Here is a 21054-nt window from a genome sequence, read left to right on the forward strand (position 1 = left end):
ATTCTTCAATAAGAAATTTTTATAAAAAGCTGATCCTTACCAATATTCATTTTTTTTAATATTTTACCACCTATTCTAGGTGCTCTTATTCCATTTTTTAATGTAACATCACATATAAAAATTCTACATTCATCCCAAATATTTTCTCTTATAAAACTTTCCAAGGTTTTTTTTCCTCCTTCCACAATTAAGGATAATATATTTTTTTTATGTAAAAAATCTAATATATGATTGATTATTCTTTTGTCGAAAGATATTTGAACATATTCTGTATTTTTCTTATTTTCTTTTTTTTTTTCTGTAAAAACAATAGTCTTCTGTGAATCGTCTAAAATAAAATAAGAAGTAGATATGCTTAGTTCTTTATCAAGAAAAATTCTAATAGGGTTGGATCCAAACCATTCTCTGACATTTAATTTTGGGTTATCATTCAATACAGTTTTTCTACCTACTAAAATACTATCTTCTTCAGATCTCCATTTATGATTCAATTGCCTAGCATAAATTCCACTAATCCAAGAATTTTTTTTATTTATAGAATCTATAAAACCGTCATGGCTTTGAGCCCATTTTAAAATAACATAAGGACGATTTTTTTCATGAAAAGTAAAAAATCGTTTGTTTAAAATACGGCATTGATATTTTAAAATATCTTCTATGACTTCTATTCCAAACTCTTTAAGTTTTTGGATTCCAGCCCCTCTAACTTTATAACATGGATCTTGTATTCCGATCACTACTCTTGGTATATTATTTTTGATTATTAAATCAACACAAGGAGGCGTTTCGCCAAAATGAACACACGGTTCTAATGTAACATAAAGAGTTGAATCCAAAAATAAGTTCTTGTTTTTTATTCTATTGATTGCATTGACTTCTGCGTGATTCATTCCTCTTTTATAATGCCATCCCTCTGAGATAATGAATCCATTTCTTTCTATTACACAACCAACCATAGGATTAGGCGATGTCATTCCTAATCCATTTTTAGCTAATTGAATAGCTCTTTTCATAAAAATTTCTTTATCATTCATTCATCAATTAGTGAATTCCATATTCTCCAAGATTCTTCCGCTTGAAGATACAACATTTCCAATCCATTCTTAATTAAAGCTCCTTTTTTTTCGGCTTTTTTTAAAAATAAAGTTTTATTTGGATTATAAACCAAATCATAAAAATAATGTTCTGAAGAAATATATTGATAAGGTAAAGAAGGACATAAGTTAATATTGGGAAATGTTCCTAAAGGTGTGCAATTAATAATAATTTTATATTGTTTCAACAAATCTTTATTTATGTCTTCATAAACTAAAAATCCCTTTTTTCTAATTCTAGAAACATATTGATATGGAATTCTTAATTTTTTTAAAACAAATGAAATTGTTTTGGATACTCCTCCAGTGCCTAAAATTAATGCTTTTAAGTTTTTTTTATGAGACAATCTATCGATATCCTTTTTAAAGGATAACTCAAAACCTAAAACATCTGTATTATATCCAATTTTATGTCCATTCTTATCAATTTTTACAACATTAACAGATTCTATGGATTTTGCTTCTGCAACAATTCTGGTTAAAAAAGGAATAATACTTGTTTTATAAGGGATCGTCACGTTAAATCCTTTTAGACAAGGATTCTGAAATATTATTGATACATTCTCTATTTTTGGAATATCAAAAATTTTGTAATCTGCATGAAAAATGGATTCTTTTTTAAATTTTTCTAAAAAAAACTTTCTTGAAAAAGAATAATTAATCCCTCTTCCAATTAATCCAAAAATAAATTTATAATTTTCTATTTTTTTCATACCAGAAAATCAATATAATAAAGATGAAAAACTTATTCTTCTTTTTTTAGTTTCATACGTTCTCTATACTTTGCTCTCAATATTTCATTTCTTCTTCCTTCAGAAGGTTTTATATATTGTTGTTTTTCTCTAAATTCTTTTAAAATACGAGTTTTATCAAATTTTTTTTTACACTTTTTTAAAGCTTTATCAATCGACTCTCCTTCTCTAACTGTAGTAATTAAAACCATAAAAAATAAATAACTAATTAATTAAATTCATTTTTGTGGACACTATCGGATTCGAACCGACGACCTCTACTCTGTCAAAGTAGCGCTCTAAACCAACTGAGCTAAATGTCCTTTTAAATCAACAAAATTAAGTATTTTTTAAAAATATAACGGATCATAATCTATTTAAAAAATATGTCCTGCAATATTCTTCAAAAATCTATAGAACATTTAAAAGGATTAAGTTTAAGAAAAGCTCATTTATTTAATACTGAATTAAAACTTCACACATACGAAGATTTATTATCTTTTTATCCAAAAGGATATATACATCTACCTACATTAAAAAATATATCAGAATTATCAAAAAATAATAATAATGATTTTGTCCAAATATTAGGAGAAATAACAAATATAGAAGAAATAAATTATAAAAAAAGAAAAATATGGATTGCCCGTTTAGAAGATCAAACAGGTTTCATCGAATTAGTATGGTTTCAAAAAACCAATTTCTTAAAAAATGTAAAAAAAAACATTACAATAATAGTTTACGGTAAAATTAAATGTTTTCAAGAAAAAATTCAGATTATTCATCCGAATATCCAATATTTGGAAAAAAATTATTCCATATATCCAGTCTACTCTATTCCCAGTAATTTGAAAAAAAAAGGAATTAATAATTCTTTCATCATCAATTTATTGAAAAATTTGATAGAAGAATCGAAAAATGATATAGATGAATTTTTTTTCCAAGAGTTTCTTGAAAAAAAATTAATGTCAAGAAAAAAGGCTTTGATTCAAATTCACTTTCCAGAATCTTTAGATAGTTTATTACAAGCACAATATTCTTTAAAATTTGAAGAGTTATTTTTGTTAAAATTATTTTTTTTATCAAGAAAAAAAGCGGCATCCAGTCAACCATTTCCAAAACTAGGAAAAAATTTTCATAATTTTTACAAACATTCTTTGCCTTTTACTCTAACAGAAGAACAAAAAAAAGTGCTTAAGGAAATATGGAATGACTTGAAAAAACCTATTCAAATGAATAGGTTATTACAAGGAGAAGTAGGATGTGGAAAAACCATAATAGCTATATTATCAATGCTCATTGCTTTAGACAACGGGTTTCAATCCTGTTTAATGGCTCCTACTGAAGTATTGGCTATACAACATTTTTTTTCTATAAAAAAAATGTTTTCAACAATTGGGATTAAAATAGCTTTGTTAACAAGTTCTACTTCTGATTCTATACGAAAATGTCTTTATCATGAAATATTTACAGGAAAAATTTCCATTTTAATAGGAACTCATGCTTTGATTCAAGAAAAAGTTCAATTTAAAAATTTGGGATTAGCAATTATAGATGAAGAACAACGTTTTGGAGTGGAACAAAGAGCTAAAATTTGGAAAAAAGAAGATAAATTTCCTCATATTTTGATTATGACAGCCACACCTATTCCTAGAACCCTAGCAAAAATTATTTATCATGATTTAAATATTTCAATTATCAAAGAATTACCTTTAGGAAGAAAATCTGTTAAAACTATCCATTTTTGGAGCAAAAATAGAGATAGAGCTTTTGAAATAGTAAAAAATCAAATTTCAAAAGGAAGACAGGTCTACATTATATATCCCACTATAAATACTTCTTTAAAAAAGAAAAACATGAATTTAATGAGAGGATATCAAGAAATTAAAGAAAAATTTAAAAATTTAGAAAACAGAATTGGAATTCTTCATGGAGAAATGAATTTTCAAGAGAAAAATATACAAATGAGCCGATTTTTACGTGGAGAAACTAAAATTATGATAGCTACTACAGTTATAGAAGTCGGAGTAGATGTCCCCAATGCATCAGTTATTTTAATAGAAAATGCAAATTTTTTTGGATTATCTCAATTACATCAATTAAGAGGAAGAGTAGGAAGAGGAATTCATCAAAGTTATTGTATTCTTATTACTGATCAAAAAATAAGTATAGAAGGTCTTTTTAGAATCAAAAAAATGTGTGAAACAAATGAAGGGTTAGAAATAGCAAAAGAAGATCTAAAATTGCGTGGAGGAGGTGATTTGATAGGAACTCAACAAAGCGGAAAAAATTACTTTCGTATTGTAAATCTTATAAAAGATTATAAATTGATAAAAGATGTATTTCCAATTGCTCAAAATTTTTTTCACAAAAATCCTGATTTTTTAAAAAACACAAAAAATATTTTTTATAAATATTATAAAATGAATGGAAAATTCAAAAAATAAAAAATTTTTTTATGTCTCTAAATAGTTTTCAACGGAAAATTATAGAAACCATCAATGGACCTATACTCGTTCTTGCTGGGGCAGGATCGGGAAAAACTCGTGTAATTACATATCGCATTGTTCATATGATTCAAAATATAGGAATCAGTCCTTCTAATATATTGGCTTTAACTTTCACTAAAAAATCTGCTAAAGAAATGAAGGATAGAATTTCTAATATGATGGATCAAAAAAATCTGGATCAAATCACATTGGGAACTTTTCATTCTGTATTTTCTATTCTTTTGAGAAAAGAATCTCATTGGTTAGGATACAAACCAAATTACACTATTTATGATCAAAGAGATTCAGAAAATGTAATAAAAAAAATATTAGAGGATATTAATTTGGATATTTCTTTGTCTCCTAAAGAAATAATAAGAATCATATCTGAATACAAAAATAACTTATACATCAATAAAAAAAATAATAGAGAATCAGAATGTTTAGCGAAAATATATAAATCTTACGTCAAACGTTGTTTACAAGCAGAAGCATTAGATTTTGATGATATTTTGTTACATACCAATCACTTATTCTCTTATTTTCCAAATGTTCTACGAAAATATCAAGATAAATTTAAATACATATTAATTGATGAATATCAAGACACTAATTTATCTCAAAATACAATCATAAAAAGTTTAGCTTCTCAGCACAAAAACCTTTTTGTAGTAGGAGATGACGCTCAAAGTATTTATGCTTTTCGTGGTGCAAATATTTTGAATATTTTAAATTTTCATCTTGATTATGAGAATGCTAAAATTTTTCGTTTAGAGCAAAATTATCGTTCTACTCATCACATAGTTCAAGCTTCTAATAACATTATTTCTTTCAACAAGAATCAAATTTTAAAAAAAATATGGACAAACAATGAAAAAGGAGAAAAAGTAAAAATATATTGTGCTTTTTCCGAAAAAGAAGAAGCACAATATATTGCTTCTTCTATTCTTTCAATCAAAGAAAAAACAAAATATCATTATAAAAACATCGTTATTCTTTATAGAGCAAATATTCAATCGAATATTATAGAATACGCACTGAAAGAAAAAAATATACCTTATAAGATCTATGGATCCATTTCATTTGAAAAACGAAAAGAAATCAGAGATTTATTGGCTTATTTGAGGATCATTACTAATTCAAATGATGAAGAGTCTTTATTACGTATTCTTAAAAAGATAAATAAAAAAACTATTAAAACTATATTAGACTTATCTAAAAAGATAAAAATAAAAATTTACAAAATAATAAAAAATATAGAAAACTATCAATATGTATTGAATATAAACAAAAAAACAAAAAATAAACTTAATAATTTAATTCTTACAATAGAAAAGTTACGAAAAATAGAGAAGAAAGATGCATATACAATAGCAAAAGAGATTGTGGATTTTTTATTATCAGAAGATCCGAAAAATTACAATAGAAAAGATTTCCAATCTATACTTAACAATATATTTTTTTACGTTAACGAACAGAAAAAATTAAAAGGAGATATCAGCTTATCTGGATTTTTACAATATTTTTATTTGGATCTTGATGAAGATATGAATGATGAAGAAAATAAGGTTTCATTAATGACGGTTCATTTATCTAAAGGATTGGAATTTTCTATTGTTTTTATTGCAGGATTAGAAGAAAATCTATTCCCTTCAAAATCCAGTTTTTTAGACAACCAAAAAATAGAAGAAGAACGTCGTTTATTCTATGTCGCTTTAACTAGAGCTCGAAAAAAAGCTGTGCTTACTTATGCAAAGTATAGATTTTTATGGGGAGAAAGAAAAAAGAATATTCCTAGTCGTTTTATTAACGAATTGGATAAAAATTTTATTGATATAGAAAATCAGAATTCTATATCTTCAGAAAAAAAAGAAAAAAATACTCCATTGAATCACAAACATTATGAAGAAATGGATTTCAAAATAGGAGTCAAAGTTTTTCACAAAAATTTTGGAATTGGTATAATTTTAGAATTACAAAATGAAAATAAAATAGCTCTAATTAAATTTAGAAAATCAGGAAAAAAAAGAATACTACTCAAATTAGCATTAGATAAGCTAATTGTTTATTCATAACGATATTGTATGGATGATTCAAAAAAAATTAAACTGAATCTTAATTTACAGAAAATAATTTGTTTTGTAGCTATTGTTTTCTTTTTGATCAAATTAATTACTTGGTATATAACTTCTTCTCTTTCCATATTTAGTGACGCAATGGAAAGCTTAATCAATATAATTAGTGGATTTATTGGATTATGTAGTCTTTATATATCTTCTTTACCTAAAGATCAAAATCATCCATATGGTCATGGAAAAATAGAATTTATATCAACTGCGATAGAAGGTGTATTAATTTTTATTGTAGGGATAACAATTTTTATAAACACTTTTATACGTGTTAAACATCATATGCATGGAGTTTTTTTATCTAGATTAAATTATGGAGTGATTTTAATGTCTTTTACTGCTATTATTAACTATTTATTAGGATTTTTAGCATGTAAAATAGGACATAAAAATGGAGCTTTAACATTGGTAGCCAGTGGAAAACATCTTCAAATAGATACCTATTCTACTTTTGGTATTGTTGTAGGACTAATTTTATTAAATATCACTAAATGGATATGGATAGATCCTATTATTTCTATAATTTTTTCATCTGTAATTTTGTATACTGGATTAAAATTATTAAGGAATGCTACAGCTGGAATTATGGATGAATCCGATAAAAAACTTCTAAAAAAGTTATCTTTCTATCTCAATGAAAAAAGGGATGTTCATTGGATTGATCTTCATCATTTAAAAGTTATTAAATATGGGAGTGCTTTGCATGTTGATTGTCATCTAACCGTTCCATGGTTCTTTAATATAAAAGAGGCGAATCAAGAAGTCAATAAATTGACTCAATTAACTAAAAATGAATTCGGATCTAAAGTAGAATTATCTGTTCATGTAGAAGCATGTTCTAATAATCATTGTATATTTTGTTTTAATCATTCATGTCAAGTAAGACAAAATTTTTTTCAAAAAAAAATTCTTTGGACTTTAGATAAAACATCATATTATAATAATAATGACAAGACTAAATCTTATTAGATCTATAAACATAAATAAATAATATGGAATATAACACTAATCGTTTCAAATTGGTGATACCAGAATATGGTAGAAACATTCATAAAATGATAGACTATGCAATCAAAATAAAAGATAGAAAAAAAAGAAATCGTTGTGCATGGAGTATTATAAAATTAATGACAGATTCTACTCATCCTAAGTTCAACAAATCAATTCCTTATTTTCAACATAAATTGTGGAATCAATTATTTATTATGTCTAATTATCAATTAGATATAGACCCTCCTTTTCCTAAACCAAGTCCAGAAAAAATAAAAATTTTATCTTATAAAAGAGTAGTCTATCCTGAATATTTAACTAATTTTAGATATTATGGAAAAATAATTAGAAACATGATACATGTAGCAATTCATTGTAAAAATAGACAAAAAAAAGAAGGATTGTTTTATGCAATAGCTAATACAATGAAGAAAAATTATTTGAGATGGAATAAAAATATAGTAGAAGATGATATAATATTTAAAGATTTAAAAGAACTTTCTAAAGGAAAAATATGTTTAATGAATACAGATCCATTGCTGCAATGTTCTCATATTTTGAAGTCTAAAAGAAAAAAAACATTAAAAAAACAAAAAGAAAAAGTTGTATAATAATGGGAACTTTTAAAATTAAAGGAGGATTCCCTTTAAAAGGAGAAATAAAACCACAAGGAGCTAAGAATGAGTCTTTACAGGTTTTATGTGCTGTATTACTAACTCAAGATAAATTAAGAATAAAAAATATTCCAGAAATAGGGGATGTAAAGTGTTTAATGCAAATTCTTAAAGATTTAGGAGTTTTAATCAAGAGAAATGATATTGGAGATTATACTTTTCAAGCAAAAAACATCAATATTGAATATTTAAACACAAAAAAATTTCGTGAATACGGAAAATCAATTAGAGGTTCCATTATGATAGCAGGACCTTTACTTGCTAGATTTGGTAAAGTTTGTATTCCAATTCCTGGAGGAGATAGAATAGGAAGACGACGTTTGGATCCTCATTTAACAGGATTAAAATCATTAGGTAGCCATATCTGTTATCATCATGAATACAAATACTTTAATTTGCATACAAACAATAGAATTTTGAACGGAAGTTATATTTTAATGGAAGAAGCTTCTGTGACTGGAACAGCTAATATTATAATGGCTGCAACTTTAGCTAAAGGGGAAACTACTATTTATAATGCTGCTTGTGAACCCTATATTCAGCAATTATGCAAATTGTTAAACAAAATGGGAGCTAAAATAACAGGAATAGGATCTAACTTGATTAATATAACCGGAGTGAAAGAATTAGGTGGATATTGTACACATACCATATTACCGGATATGGTAGAAATAGGGAGTTGGATAGGTTTAGCTGCTATTACTTGTTCTGAGATACGAATTAAAAATGTTAGTTGGAAAAATTTAGGAATCATTCCAAAAACATTCCAAAAAATGGGAATCAAATTAGAAAAAAAAAAAGATGATATTTATATCCCATCACAAAAATCTTATCGAATTAAAAAATTATTAAATAATGCGATATTAACAATATCTGATTCTCCATGGCCTGGTTTAACACCTGATTTATTAAGTATTTTGACTGTGGTAGCTACTCAAGCTAAAGGAAGTGTTTTAATTCATCAAAAAATGTTCGAAAGTAGATTATTTTTTGTAGATAAACTTATTGAAATGGGAGCGCAAATCATACTATGTGATCCTCATAGAGCAACTATTATTGGATTAAATCATCAATCTCATTTACGAGGATCCATACTAAACTCTCCAGATATAAGAGCAGGAATATCTCTCTTGATAGCTGCTCTTTCTGCTAAAGGAACTAGTCTTATTAAAAACATAGAACAAATAGATAGAGGATATGAAAATATAGATCAAAGATTACGAATTTTGGGTGCTAATATTTTAAGAATGGAATAAAAAAACGTTTTTTCTATTTTCTTTCCAATCATAGTAGAATTGATAGATTGATGAACAATCTATATCAGTTATTCTCATTTTTTTTGTGCTACTTTTTAAAGGGTCTCCCTTAACTGTTTTTTCAGTAATTTTTGATGCAAATAAGAAAAAAATGAAACAAAAACACAAAAAATCGTAATTTTAGAACATAAAAATCTGAATATACAACAATCAAAATCAATATCATTATTATAAAAATAATGCATAAAAATTTGATATTGTTTTTTGTTCATAAAATCACATAACTTTATGTGTCATATAATAAACAGATAAATGAAAAAGATCCGGAAAAAATAATAATGAAAAATTATGGCAAAATTTGAATATATAACTAAAGAAGGATTAAAAAAATTGCAAAAAGAAATAGAGAGACTAGAAAATATAGAACGTCCAAAAATATCGATGCAAATCGCAGAAGCAAGAGATAAAGGGGATCTTTCAGAAAATGCAGAATATGATGCAATAAAAGAAGCACAAGGATTTTTGGAAATGAATATAGCTAAGTTAAAAAAAAAACTATCCAACGCACGTATTATAGATGGGTCACAAATAAATAGAAGCAGAGTTTCTATTCTTTCTACAGTAAGAGTGAAGAATTTAACTTATGGAGGTGAACAAATATACACTTTAGTTCCAGAAGGAGAAGCTGATTTGAAATCAGGTAAGATTTCCATAAATACTCCTATATCCACAGGATTACTTGGTAAACAAGTAGGACAAATTGCTCATATTAAATTGCCTAATAAAATGATACTTGATTATGAAATTTTAGAAATAGCATTTAGTGAATAATAATATTTTTCATAAAATAATTAATAACGAAATTTCTGCTTACAAAGTAGCAGAAAATTCTGATCATTTAGCTTTTTTAGATCTTTATCCTATTAAAATAGGACATACTTTAGTAATTCCCAAAAAAAGCAATAGAGATAAAATTTTTTCTCTTTCTGAAAAAGAATTTATCTCTATTATGTTTTTCACGAGAAAAGTAGCTATCGGGATAGAAAAAATCATTCCTTGCAATCGTGTAGGTATATTTGTTATGGGATTCGAAATTCCTCATGTACACATTCATCTCATTCCTATGGATCAAGAAAGCGATAGTAATTTTTCTAAAAAAAGAATGATTTTATCTGAAAAAAAATTTCAAATTTTGTCCGAAAAAATAAAAAAATCTATTAAAATATAATTTAATCAATGATTCCAATGAAATAAAATTTTTAAACCTTTTATTGTATGTAATTTATCTTTAAGATGAATTTTTTTTGTTAAAGGTGTATAGATATGGGAAAGACCTCCAGTTGCAATTACAAAACAATTTGTTCTCAATTCTTTATTGACTCTATCAATCAATCCTTCAACCATACCTAAGTACCCATAAATAATTCCACTTTGAATACATGTTTCTGTATGCTGTCCTAATATGCTAGGAGGTTTCTTTAATTCTATCTGTGATAATTGAGCAGTGTTTCCAATTAATGCTGTTAAAGAACTATTTACTCCCGGAGCAATAATAACACCTTGAAGGTTTCCATATTTATCAATACAAGTCAAACTTAATGCAGTTCCAAAATCTACTACTAAAGTAGTATTCTTATTATTATATAATGTATATGCAGCTATAGCATTGGCATATAAATCTGTTCCTAATTGATGAGAATAATGTTTTATAGGAGAATCTGAATATCTATCTACTATTAGAGATTTTATTTTATGTATTTCATATAAAGATTGTTCTACAATATTTGTAAGTGGAGGGACTACTGATCCTATTACAATATTTTGTATTAATTTAGAGGAAATCCCATACTGTTGATATATATTCCTAAATAACAAAATATATTCATCTAATGATCTATGTGGATTACTATTAATAATCCACGAACAATTACATTTTAAATTAAAATTATTATTAAATAGTCCAAAACGAAGACTGGAATTTCCAATATTTATTGTTAACAACATGATTCATTTCATTTTTGAATAATAAAAATGTATTTTGAATCAGAAAATTTTTTTTTCATAATTTTTTATAAAAAAATATTGTATTTAATTTTCATAGTTTTTCTCATATGATCATAGATAATATCTACAAAAAAATAAATTTAAAAATAGAAGGAAAAGGACTACCAATCGTTCTATTACATGGATTTATGGAAAGTTTAGAAATATGGAATTATATATATTCCGACATTTCTAATAAATATAAAGTTCTTTCAATTGATTTACCTGGTCATGGAAAAAGTTTTTCTACATTAAATCATGATACCATTTTTACTATGGAAAAATCTGCAGAAATTGTGAAAAAAATTTTAGAAAAAGAGAATATACAAAAAGCAGTTTTTGTTGGTCATTCTATGGGAGGATACATTGCTTTAGCTTTGGCAGAAAAATATCCAGAAATTTTTTTGGGGTTGTGTTTGCTTCATTCTACAGCAGAATCAGATTCTGATGATAAAAAGAAAATCCGTATGCAATCTATACGGTTAGCAGTCAATAATTATACCATGCTTGTAGACACAAGTATAAATAAATTATTTAATCTTAAAGAATTCTCTTTTTTACAAGAAAAAATTTTTTTTGTAAAAAAAATAGCTTTATCCACTTCTGTGGATAGTGTGATTTCTTTTTTAAAAGGAATGGAAATTCGTAAAGATAGAAGATTTTTACTAAAAGAAACTAGTTTTCCAAAATTACATATAATTGGTTTATACGATTTAATTCTTGATCCAAAAAAAATTCGTGAAGAAGCTAAAAATGGAAATAAAACTAATTCTTTTATTGAAATTCCTACAGGTCATATGGGGCATATAGAAAAACCTAAAGAAATAACAAAAATATTAGAAAATTTTATGAATCATGTGATTCTCAAAAACTATCGGATTTGATAATTATGGATAAAAAAAAATTGCGGAAAAAATATTTTTTTTACAGACAGATCCTATCTCAAGGAGAAGTATTTGAGAAGAGTTATGAAATATTTTTTCTCCTGAAAAAAATATTTTTTATATGGGAAAAAAAATATTATCATATTTTTTTACCTATACGGGAATATAAAGAAGTGGATACATTTATTATTGTCAATTTTTTATTAAAAATAGGGAAAAATATAACTATTCCCTATTCTAATTTTCATCTAATTTCTATAGATAATTGTTTATTTGATAAAAACACTTTATTAAAAAAAAACAAATATGGAATTTTTGAACCTATTTATACACATAAATATATAGTTTCACCTTCTTTTATTGAAGTAATGTTTATCCCATTATTAATATTTGATTTAAGAGGTTATCGTATCGGTTATGGAAAAGGTTTTTATGACAGATTTATTCCTTTATGTAAAAAAAATGTTATTAAAATAGGTTTGAGTTTTTTTACTCCTATAAAGAAGATTATAGATATTCATAAAAACGATCTATCAATAGATATAGGAATCACTCCTGATCATATTTTTTTCTTTGATGAGATCAAGAAATAAATACTTTGAAAATATCCCAAATAATAATAAAAATCATAATTAAACTAATTATTACAAATCCAAAAATAGTACAACGTTCAAGAATATCTTCATTAACTTTCTTTCTTGTGATCATTTCTATCAAAATAAATAATATATAACCTCCATCTAATGATGGAATGGGAAATAAATTTATAAAAGCTAACCAAATGGACAAAGTAGCAGTTAAAGTCCAAAAAATATCCCAATTCCATTTAGAAGGAAATTCTTTTGCCATAGAAAAAAAACTTCCTATTTGTTTATAAGCTTTGGTTTCTATATGAAAAACATTTTTTAAAAAAAATATTTGGTTTTTTAAAACATCCAAAGATTTCATTATTCCATGAGGAATACTTTCAAAAAAAGAATAATTCATTTTTTCAAATGAAAAAATTTGATCCAAATCCATAAAATTTTTTAAGTAAATTCCCAAGATTCCTTTTGAATCTATAAAAATCTCTTTTTGAATCATTTTTCCATTTCTATTAATCGATATTACTATGTTCTCATTTCTATATTTTGATAACAAATCCTTTAATTGATCAGAAAAAAGAATGAATTCAGAATTTATAGCTAATATTTCATCATTATTTTTTAAACCATATTTTTCCGCCTCTGAATTTTTGATGACATGATTTATAATAGGAGGAACACGAGGTTTAATAAAGAAACTGATTTTTTTTCTGTCAAAAAGAAATCTTTTTTTATTGTTGTTGAGTGACAATTTTATAATCTTTCCCATACGATCTACAGTCACAGACTTTCCCAAAAGAATTTCTTTAGGAAGATCATTGAAATATGGAATATATTTTCCATTTACAAGTAAAATTTTATCTCCATTTTTGAATCCTATTTTTTCTCCTAAATAATCAACTTCTATCCCATATTTAACATTTTTTGTTGGAAGATATGTTTCTCCATATTTAAATAATAAACAAGTAAAAATAAAAATAGATAATAATATATTGGAAATAATTCCTCCAGAAATAATTAATAGCCTTTTTATTGCTGATTTTGAACGGAATTCCCAATTTTTTTCAGTCTCTTTTGAAGAACCATTTTTTTCATCTTTCATCATTCCAGATATTTTTACGTATCCTCCTAAAGGCAACCATCCAATTCCATAAATAGTGTGTCCAATCTTTTTTTTAAAAAGAGAAAACCAAGGATCAAAAAATAAAAAAAATTTTTCAACTCTTACTTTAAATATTTGAGCTAAAGTAAAATGACCTAATTCATGAATAACGACTAATATAGAAATGCTAAGCAGCAATTGTATAGATCTAACCAAAATAGATGTCATTTCCAAAACTTAAAAAAATAAAAGAGATAAATTTAAACCTTTATTTCATTTTTTTTCATTACTAAAAATTTATTTTCTATTTTTCTGATATAAAATATATAAATTTTGAATTTATCTAACCTTAAAAAAGGAGAAAAAGGAATTATCAAGGGATATAAAAACGAAGATTTTCCTATCAAATTATTAGAATTAGGGGTTTTACCTGGAGTAGAATTCGAAATACTTTTTGTTTCTATTTTTTATGATCCATTGTGTATAAGTTATAATCAGTCTTGTTTAGTATTACGTAGAAAAGAAGCAGAAAACATTATAATAGAACCTAAAATTTTAAAATGCAAAGAAGAATAATAAAATTAGCACTTATTGGAAATCCAAATGTAGGAAAAACTTCTTTGTTCAATAAATTGACTGGACTTAACCAAAAAGTAGGCAATTATTTAGGAGTCACAGTAGACAAAAAAATAGGATATTTCTATTATGAAAATGTATCCTATCAAATTATAGATCTTCCTGGAATTTATAGCATATATCCTTCATCTGAAGATGAAGAAGTAGTTAGCAAATTACTTAATAATATGGATCATTTGGATTATCCTGACAAAATTATGGTTGTAGCAGACTATTCTAATGTAAAAAAAAGTCTTCTTTTATTTAGACAAGTGCAAGATTTAGGATTTCCTGTTTTATTTATCCTAAATATGTTGGATGAAGCAAAAAAGAAGGGAATATCCATTGATATAGAAAAACTAAAAAAATTTCTCATAACAGAAATTGTTTTGATCAATGCAAGGGAAGGAATAGGATTGGAAAAGGTTAAAAAAGAAATCAAGAATCTAAATAAAAAAACAAAAAAATTGGATTTTTTCAATCCAGGATTACGTTATTCTATTGCTGTTAATGATGTAAAAAATAATTATAAAGTAAATACTTATAAAGCTTGGTATTATTTAGCTTATAATGGAAAATTTTTGAAAGAAGACTATTTATTAAATAAAATAAAAAAGAAACACAATATTATATCCAAAAGATTACAAATCAAGGAAACATTAGATAGATATGAAGAAATAGGAAAAATTTTTTCCGAAACAGTTTCCGAATTGGTATCAGATAAAGAAAAAAATTATTTAGAATTTTCAAAAAAGATAGATAATAATTTAATTCTTCATCCTTTTTGGGGTTATTTTATTTTTTTATTTCTTTTATTTTTTATTTTTCAATGTGTTTTTTTCTGGGCAGAAAAACCTAAAGAGGTTATAGAATTTTTTTTTTCTTTTATTCAAAAAAAACTAGAAAATATTTATCCAGGTCCTTTCAATAATTTTTTGTTGCAGGGGATATTGCCTGGAATTAGTACTATTATCACTTTTATTCCACAAATTTTTATTTTACTGTTTTTTATTCTTCTTATGGAAGAAAGTGGTTACATAAGCAGAGTAATCTTCTTAATGGATAGAATCATGCGACCCTTTGGATTAAATGGAAAAAGTGTTGTCCCTCTTATTTCTAGCATAGCTTGCGCTATTCCAGCTATCATGTCAGCTAGACATATTGAAAATCCAAGAGATCGTTTAATTACTATTTTAGCCACTCCTTTTATGACCTGTTCTGCTAGATTACCTGTTTATACTTTAATTATATCTCTTATTATACCAAATTACAGATGGTATTTCATTCAATTAAGAGGAGTTGTCCTTATGATTATGTATTTATTAGGAATTCTATCTGCTTTAGGTGTATCAATGATTTTACATCAATTTTTGAAAAAAAATTATCAAAGCCATCTGATTATGGAAATCCCTACTTACAAATTTCCTATATTTAGAAACATATTGATTACCTTATGGATTAATCTAAAATCATTTATCATCAATGCAGGAAAAATGATTTTATTGATCAATATATTAATCTGGGTTTTAGGAACTTTTGGTCCTTCAGAAAATTTTTCATATCAAAACTCAATCGTATTGAAATATATGCAAAAAAAAGAATTATCTCATTCATATCTAGGTTTGATCGGTAAAAAAATAGAACCTATAATTCATCCATTAGGATACGATTGGAAAATTGGAATAGGATTACTCTCATCTCTTGTAGCGAGGGAAGTTTTTGTTAGTACTATGGCTTCTGTCTATAAAATAGAAGAAAAAGGAAATTTCTTGAAAGAAAAAATGAAAAAAGAAGTATTTGACAGCACCAAGAAACCTATTTACAATTTAGAGACAGGAATTTCTTTACTATTATTTTATGCATTATCTATACAATGTATGAGTACTTTGTCTATAATAAAAAAAGAAACAAAATCTTGGAAATGGCCAATAGTACAATTTTTTTTTATGACTTCACTAGCTTATATTGCTTCATTTTTAACATATCAAATTTTAAAATAAAATGTGTCAATATCTAATAATAGGAATATTGTTTTTGTGTTCAATTGTTTTTTTAATCAAAAAATTACTGAATTTTTTTTTATACGAAAAAAATTTTTGCAAAAAAAAATGCAATTGTAAATTGTAGAAATTTTTATTATTTTTTTTTCATTTTTTCAATAGAATAATTAATGGAATTTTTAAATAAATCAGACAAAGATATACCAGCTATTTTCAATTGTTTTGGAAAAATACTTTCTTCCGAAAGACCTGGAACTGTATTGATTTCTAAAAAAAAAGGTTTCCCATTTACAATGATATACTCTGCCCTAGAGATTCCTGATAGATTTAAATAATTATATACTTTCTTTGCAACTTTTTGTATTCTATTTTTAATTTTTTGAGAAAATTTTGCTGGTGTTATTTCTTGAGATTTTCCAGAATATTTGGATTCAAAATCAAAAAAATCATTTTGACTAATTATTTCTGTTATAGGTAAAACCAAAATTTCATTTTTGAATGAAAAAACTCCTACTGATACCTCCCTTCCTTCAAGAAAGGATTCAATAATAATTTCTTCATCCTCTTTAAAAGCTTTTTTGACTGCATTGAATAAATCTTTTTTTTCATAAACTTTACTGATTCCTAAACTAGATCCAGATCGATTAGGTTTAACAAAACAAGGAAGACCTACTTTTTTCAAAATTTTTTCCTCGCAGAAAATTTGATTTCTATTTAAAAAAATAGATACGGCAGTATTAATCCCAAAATGTTTCAATAAAGTTAAACAATACATCTTGTTGAAAGTCATATTTGCATGATTAAAATTACATCCTGTATAGGGAATATTTAATAATTCAAAATAGGCTTGTAATATCCCGTCTTCTCCTGGAGTTCCATGAATAGCATTAAAAACACAATCAAACTGGATACGACTTATTCCTACATTGATGGAAAAATCACACTTGTCAATAGGATATTCTTTGTCATTTTCATCTTTCATAAACCATTTCTCTTTGAAAATATACACTTTATAAGGTTCAAATTCTTTCCTGCACAAATTTTCATAAACTACTTTTCCGCTTTCTAGTGAAATTGCAGACTCTTTTGTATATCCACCCATAATCACAGCAATTTTTTTCATGATTTATTTTTATTAATGTAGAAATGATTCTTTATATTTAAAGAAATATTTTTTCATGAATTATTCAAAGTATTTTGTAATATTCATCATAAATTTATTAATTTCCATATTTTTTTTATACAATATCACTCAACTTGCATTAAAATGGGTTGATATTTACACAAAACATGGATCTTATGTTATAGTCCCAAATTTGCGTTATTTGACTTTATCTCAATCTATATCTATTTTAAAAAAGTTAGGGTTAAAATATGATATAGATACATCACATTATGATCCAAACTTGAAAAAAAATCAAATTATTTCTTTTTCCCCAGAAGCTGGAGGTTATGTAAAAGAAGGAAGACATATATACCTAAAAGTAAATTATCAATCGCAAAATACTACTTTTCTCCCCAATATTATAAATAAAAATAAATTCATTGCTATGAAATTGCTTCATGCTAATCATATTCCCGTTAAAGAAATTAGGTTTATTAATGATTTGACTAAAGATACAGTTTTAAAGGTTTTTTATAAGAACAAATCAATTCAATCTGGATACAGATTCCCTTACATTCAAGAAGGAATTACTTTGATAATTGGAAAAGGATATGAAAAAAATAATTTAGTGGTTCCAAATGTTATTGGAATGTCATTGCATACTGCAACTTTGACTTTAAAAAAAAAATTATTTCGTGTTATTAATTTTTACTATGATCATCCAATAATAGATCCTGATAGAAATGCAAAAGTATATCGTCAAAACCCTTCTCCTGGAGAAATTCAGGATAAAAATAAATCTATTGAACTTTGGTTAACTTCAAAAGAATTATTGGACAACTTAATAAAAATAGAAGAAAAAGATATTGATCAAAAAATAGAAGAAAAAGATATTGATCAAAAAATAGAAGAAAAAGATATGATACCTACGAATTAAATGAACAGTTATACATATAAAATTAAAATTTTTATAGACAAAAACCAAAAAGAAATTCGCATTGACAAATTTTTAAAAAATTATATACAAAATATCAGCAGAAATCAAATTCAAAATTTGACAATTTCAGGAAAAGTTTTAGTGAACAGAAACATTATAAAGAAAAATTATAAAATAAAGCCTTTAGATTTTGTTGAAATAGAAATTTATAAACCTTCTGTTATAGATTATTTAGAATATAAAAATATTACTGAAGAAAAAATAAATCTAGATATTATTCATGAAGATGAAGATGTTATTGTAGTTAATAAGCCTGCAGGAATGGTGGTACATCCTGGGTTTGGAAACGAAACAGGAACATTAATTCATGGAATTAAATATCATTTAATAAATTCAAATTTTAATGAATTAAACCTCTATAGATGTGGATTAGTTCATAGATTGGATAAAGATACATCAGGTTTATTGGTTTTAGCTAAAAATGAATATTCTCAAAAACATTTATTTCAACAATTCTATTCTAGAACGATTCAAAGAAAATACATAGCTTTAATATGGGGTAATTTAATTGAAGAAAAAGGAACCATAACTGGTTTTATTGGAAGAGATCCTAGAAATAGAAAAAAAATGAAAATTTTTAAACAAAATCAAGAAATTAATAGAGGAAAGTTTTCTATTACACATTACAAAGTATTAGAAAGATTTAAACATTTAACATATGTATCTTGCTATATAAAAACAGGAAAAACACATCAAATAAGAGCTCATTTCAAACATTTAGGACATCCATTATTTCATGATTCAATTTATGGAGGAAATAGAATTTTTATGAAAAAAAAATGCTCGAATCAAAATATAGAATTTATGAAAAATTGTTTAAAAATTTTGCAAAGACAAGCATTGCATGCTATTTCTCTTTCTTTTATCCATCCTAAAAATGGAAAATGTTATTTTTATTGTCCAATTCCTGAAGATTTTAAAACTGTTTTGAACAATTGTAGAAGTTATCACAATAAAGTACCACGTAAAAGAATATAAGACATAGAAAAATATATAATTAATCCAATCACATCGACTAATGTAGCAACAAAAGGAACAGAAGAACTAGCGGGATCTCCTCTAAACTTTTTAATTATAAAGGGTAACATAGAACCGCTTAACGTTCCCCATAAAACGACTCCAATCAAAGATAAAAAAACAGTTAATCCAACTAATATCCAATGAGGCCCATAATTAAATAAATTGATCTTATGCCAAGCTATCACACGGATAAAACCAGTTAATCCTAAAATACTACCTAAAAAAAAACCACAAATGATTTCTCTTCGCATGACTATCCACCAATCTTTTATTTTAACCTCTCCCAAAGCCATTGCTTGAATAATTAAACTTGCAGCTTGAGCCCCACTATTTCCTCCACTTGAAACAACCAAAGGAATAAACAAAGCAAGAACCACTGCTTTTTCGATAAAACTTGAAAATTCTTGCATGACTGTTGTTGTTAACATTTCTCCTATAAACAACAAGATTAACCATCCGGCTCTTTTTTTAATTAATCGATATAAAGGTTCATTAAGATAAGATTGATTTAATGCTTCCATTCCTCCTATTTTTTGAAGATATTCTCTATAATTTTCATTTAAAATCAATAAAATATCGGACACAGTTACTATTCCTAATAAAAAATTCTGATCATCAATAACTGGAAGTGATACTCTGTTATTCAGAGAAAATATTTTAGAAGCTTCTTCTTCTGTATCTTTCAGATTCAAAGCATAAGTATATTGATTATCCATTAAATCGGATACTTTTGTATTTGGATCTACTAGTAAAAAGTCTCTGATTTTTATATCATCTACTAATTTTCCTTTTTGATCAACTATATATACAATTTCTATCATATCTCTATTTTTCACCTCTTTACGTAGAGAATCCAAAATTTCTTGCACTCTACAAGTTTTTTGAACCGAAAGATAATATGGAATCATCAAACAACCTATGCTATTTTCTGGATATCCCAATGATACTAACGTTTTTATTTTCTCTTCTGGATTTAAATATTTGATTAAATCTTTTAATAGATTTTTAGGAATCTTTTCTAAAAAAGAAAAACGATCCTCTACTGACAAATTATTTAAAAGCTCCATCTTTTTAATTGAAGGAAACTCTTCTATAATTTTTTTTTTTATAGAAAAATCCAATCCATTAAAAACAGAAATGGCTTTGCATAATTTTAACAAATTAAATATTTTGATAACATCATTTGGATGATGATGAATAATTTTTATTAATCTGCTAATAGTTTGATTATTTAGAAATTTTTCATCGTTTATCAAATAATCTTGATGATCATTAAACATTTTTTTCTTTTTTTGTAGAGACTTTTTTTGAATATTTATATGATGGATTCATTTCAGCAGT

Annotated in this window: 20 protein-coding genes and 1 tRNA gene; 13 read left to right on the plus strand and 8 right to left on the minus strand. The window is 25.5% G+C overall.

Annotation, left to right across the window (positions count from 1 at the left end):
* Positions 1-5: 5 nt before the first annotated feature.
* The 4 genes from ribD to H0H67_RS02515 form a co-directional block, all read right to left on the minus strand.
* Complete coding sequence (ribD, locus tag H0H67_RS02500) at positions 6-1034, minus strand: bifunctional diaminohydroxyphosphoribosylaminopyrimidine deaminase/5-amino-6-(5-phosphoribosylamino)uracil reductase RibD (protein ID WP_185859194.1); 1029 nt, start codon at positions 1032-1034, stop codon at positions 6-8.
* Complete coding sequence (locus tag H0H67_RS02505; RefSeq protein WP_185859195.1) at positions 1031-1807, minus strand: shikimate dehydrogenase family protein; 777 nt, start codon at positions 1805-1807, stop codon at positions 1031-1033. The genes ribD and H0H67_RS02505 overlap by 4 nt, the downstream gene beginning before the upstream one ends.
* Positions 1808-1839: 32 nt before the next feature.
* Positions 1840-2037, minus strand: coding sequence for a 30S ribosomal protein S21 (gene rpsU / locus H0H67_RS02510; protein WP_185859196.1), 198 nt, complete (start codon positions 2035-2037; stop codon positions 1840-1842).
* Between the two features lie 36 nt (positions 2038-2073).
* Positions 2074-2148: transfer RNA gene (locus H0H67_RS02515), tRNA-Val, on the minus strand.
* Positions 2149-2211: 63 nt separating this feature from the next.
* Here H0H67_RS02515 and recG point away from each other — a divergent pair.
* From recG to H0H67_RS02550, 7 genes are all read left to right on the plus strand, one after another.
* Entirely contained in the window at positions 2212-4272 is a 2061-nt protein-coding gene (gene recG / locus H0H67_RS02520) for an ATP-dependent DNA helicase RecG (RefSeq protein WP_185859198.1), read from the plus strand.
* Positions 4273-4283: 11 nt separating this feature from the next.
* Positions 4284-6389 (plus strand): ATP-dependent helicase, encoded by a 2106-nt coding sequence (locus H0H67_RS02525; protein WP_185859199.1) that lies wholly within the window; start codon positions 4284-4286, stop codon positions 6387-6389.
* Between the two features lie 9 nt (positions 6390-6398).
* Positions 6399-7412 (plus strand): cation diffusion facilitator family transporter, encoded by a 1014-nt coding sequence (locus tag H0H67_RS02530; protein ID WP_185859201.1) that lies wholly within the window; start codon positions 6399-6401, stop codon positions 7410-7412.
* Between the two features lie 23 nt (positions 7413-7435).
* On the plus strand, positions 7436-8044 hold the full coding sequence (locus H0H67_RS02535; RefSeq protein ID WP_185859202.1) for a DUF4290 domain-containing protein: 609 nt from the start codon (positions 7436-7438) through the stop codon (positions 8042-8044).
* 2 nt (positions 8045-8046) lie between these two features.
* Positions 8047-9363, plus strand: a complete 1317-nt coding sequence (gene murA, locus H0H67_RS02540; protein ID WP_185859204.1) for a UDP-N-acetylglucosamine 1-carboxyvinyltransferase — start codon at positions 8047-8049, stop codon at positions 9361-9363.
* A gap of 348 nt (positions 9364-9711) precedes the next feature.
* On the plus strand, positions 9712-10194 hold the full coding sequence (greA, locus tag H0H67_RS02545) for a transcription elongation factor GreA (protein WP_185859205.1): 483 nt from the start codon (positions 9712-9714) through the stop codon (positions 10192-10194).
* A complete protein-coding gene (locus H0H67_RS02550; RefSeq protein WP_185859206.1) occupies positions 10187-10591 on the plus strand; it encodes an HIT family protein in 405 nt (134 codons plus the stop codon). Before greA ends, H0H67_RS02550 begins: the two co-directional genes overlap by 8 nt.
* A 5-nt stretch (positions 10592-10596) precedes the next feature.
* Here H0H67_RS02550 and H0H67_RS02555 read toward each other — a convergent pair whose 3' ends face one another.
* On the minus strand, positions 10597-11367 hold the full coding sequence (locus H0H67_RS02555; protein WP_185859207.1) for a type III pantothenate kinase: 771 nt from the start codon (positions 11365-11367) through the stop codon (positions 10597-10599).
* Positions 11368-11474: 107 nt separating this feature from the next.
* On the opposite strand from H0H67_RS02555, the gene H0H67_RS02560 reads away from it, so the two are divergent.
* On the plus strand, positions 11475-12290 hold the full coding sequence (locus H0H67_RS02560; RefSeq protein ID WP_185859208.1) for an alpha/beta fold hydrolase: 816 nt from the start codon (positions 11475-11477) through the stop codon (positions 12288-12290).
* A gap of 5 nt (positions 12291-12295) precedes the next feature.
* Positions 12296-12883: a 5-formyltetrahydrofolate cyclo-ligase gene (locus tag H0H67_RS02565; protein ID WP_185859209.1), complete on the plus strand. Its 588-nt coding sequence runs from the start codon at positions 12296-12298 to the stop codon at positions 12881-12883.
* On the opposite strand, the gene rseP is transcribed toward H0H67_RS02565, so the two are convergent.
* Positions 12873-14204: an RIP metalloprotease RseP gene (gene rseP, locus H0H67_RS02570; protein ID WP_185859210.1), complete on the minus strand. Its 1332-nt coding sequence runs from the start codon at positions 14202-14204 to the stop codon at positions 12873-12875. The genes H0H67_RS02565 and rseP overlap by 11 nt on opposite strands.
* Before the next feature lie 105 nt (positions 14205-14309).
* On the opposite strand from rseP, the gene H0H67_RS02575 reads away from it, so the two are divergent.
* Together H0H67_RS02575 and feoB are read left to right on the plus strand one after the other, a co-directional pair.
* Entirely contained in the window at positions 14310-14552 is a 243-nt protein-coding gene (locus tag H0H67_RS02575) for a FeoA family protein (protein WP_185859211.1), read from the plus strand.
* The gene (gene feoB, locus H0H67_RS02580) at positions 14537-16591 is read left to right on the plus strand and encodes a ferrous iron transport protein B (RefSeq protein ID WP_185859212.1); all 2055 of its coding nucleotides are present in this window, start codon (positions 14537-14539) and stop codon (positions 16589-16591) included. The genes H0H67_RS02575 and feoB overlap by 16 nt, the downstream gene beginning before the upstream one ends.
* A gap of 136 nt (positions 16592-16727) precedes the next feature.
* Here the strand turns inward: feoB and H0H67_RS02585 are convergent, their stop codons facing one another.
* Complete coding sequence (locus H0H67_RS02585) at positions 16728-17714, minus strand: D-alanine--D-alanine ligase (RefSeq protein ID WP_185859213.1); 987 nt, start codon at positions 17712-17714, stop codon at positions 16728-16730.
* A 55-nt stretch (positions 17715-17769) separates the two neighbouring features.
* Between H0H67_RS02585 and H0H67_RS02590 the strand changes: the two genes are divergently transcribed.
* Complete coding sequence (locus H0H67_RS02590) at positions 17770-18633, plus strand: PASTA domain-containing protein (protein WP_185859214.1); 864 nt, start codon at positions 17770-17772, stop codon at positions 18631-18633.
* Positions 18634-19671 (plus strand): RluA family pseudouridine synthase, encoded by a 1038-nt coding sequence (locus H0H67_RS02595; RefSeq protein WP_185859215.1) that lies wholly within the window; start codon positions 18634-18636, stop codon positions 19669-19671.
* On the opposite strand, the gene mgtE is transcribed toward H0H67_RS02595, so the two are convergent.
* On the minus strand, positions 19641-20993 hold the full coding sequence (gene mgtE / locus H0H67_RS02600) for a magnesium transporter (RefSeq protein ID WP_185859216.1): 1353 nt from the start codon (positions 20991-20993) through the stop codon (positions 19641-19643). The genes H0H67_RS02595 and mgtE overlap by 31 nt on opposite strands.
* Positions 20994-21054: the final 61 nt, after the last annotated feature.

Origin of the sequence: Blattabacterium cuenoti (genome assembly GCF_014251575.1) — a bacterium.
Classification (GTDB): Bacteria; Bacteroidota; Bacteroidia; order Flavobacteriales; family Blattabacteriaceae; genus Blattabacterium; species Blattabacterium cuenoti_N.

What these genes read in the sequence shown, in the direction of transcription:
- ribD (WP_185859194.1), bottom strand. Translation starts at nt 1,034, where the DNA reads ATGAATGATAAAGAAATTTTTATGAAAAGAGCTATTCAATTAGCTAAA.
- H0H67_RS02505 (WP_185859195.1), bottom strand. Translation starts at nt 1,807, where the DNA reads ATGAAAAAAATAGAAAATTATAAATTTATTTTTGGATTAATTGGAAGA.
- rpsU (WP_185859196.1), bottom strand. Translation starts at nt 2,037, where the DNA reads ATGGTTTTAATTACTACAGTTAGAGAAGGAGAGTCGATTGATAAAGCT.
- recG (WP_185859198.1), top strand. Translation starts at nt 2,212, where the DNA reads ATGTCCTGCAATATTCTTCAAAAATCTATAGAACATTTAAAAGGATTA.
- H0H67_RS02525 (WP_185859199.1), top strand. Translation starts at nt 4,284, where the DNA reads ATGTCTCTAAATAGTTTTCAACGGAAAATTATAGAAACCATCAATGGA.
- H0H67_RS02530 (WP_185859201.1), top strand. Translation starts at nt 6,399, where the DNA reads ATGGATGATTCAAAAAAAATTAAACTGAATCTTAATTTACAGAAAATA.
- H0H67_RS02535 (WP_185859202.1), top strand. Translation starts at nt 7,436, where the DNA reads ATGGAATATAACACTAATCGTTTCAAATTGGTGATACCAGAATATGGT.
- murA (WP_185859204.1), top strand. Translation starts at nt 8,047, where the DNA reads ATGGGAACTTTTAAAATTAAAGGAGGATTCCCTTTAAAAGGAGAAATA.
- greA (WP_185859205.1), top strand. Translation starts at nt 9,712, where the DNA reads ATGGCAAAATTTGAATATATAACTAAAGAAGGATTAAAAAAATTGCAA.
- H0H67_RS02555 (WP_185859207.1), bottom strand. Translation starts at nt 11,367, where the DNA reads ATGTTGTTAACAATAAATATTGGAAATTCCAGTCTTCGTTTTGGACTA.
- H0H67_RS02560 (WP_185859208.1), top strand. Translation starts at nt 11,475, where the DNA reads ATGATCATAGATAATATCTACAAAAAAATAAATTTAAAAATAGAAGGA.
- H0H67_RS02565 (WP_185859209.1), top strand. Translation starts at nt 12,296, where the DNA reads ATGGATAAAAAAAAATTGCGGAAAAAATATTTTTTTTACAGACAGATC.
- rseP (WP_185859210.1), bottom strand. Translation starts at nt 14,204, where the DNA reads ATGACATCTATTTTGGTTAGATCTATACAATTGCTGCTTAGCATTTCT.
- feoB (WP_185859212.1), top strand. Translation starts at nt 14,537, where the DNA reads ATGCAAAGAAGAATAATAAAATTAGCACTTATTGGAAATCCAAATGTA.
- H0H67_RS02585 (WP_185859213.1), bottom strand. Translation starts at nt 17,714, where the DNA reads ATGAAAAAAATTGCTGTGATTATGGGTGGATATACAAAAGAGTCTGCA.
- H0H67_RS02590 (WP_185859214.1), top strand. Translation starts at nt 17,770, where the DNA reads ATGAATTATTCAAAGTATTTTGTAATATTCATCATAAATTTATTAATT.
- H0H67_RS02595 (WP_185859215.1), top strand. Translation starts at nt 18,634, where the DNA reads ATGAACAGTTATACATATAAAATTAAAATTTTTATAGACAAAAACCAA.
- mgtE (WP_185859216.1), bottom strand. Translation starts at nt 20,993, where the DNA reads ATGTTTAATGATCATCAAGATTATTTGATAAACGATGAAAAATTTCTA.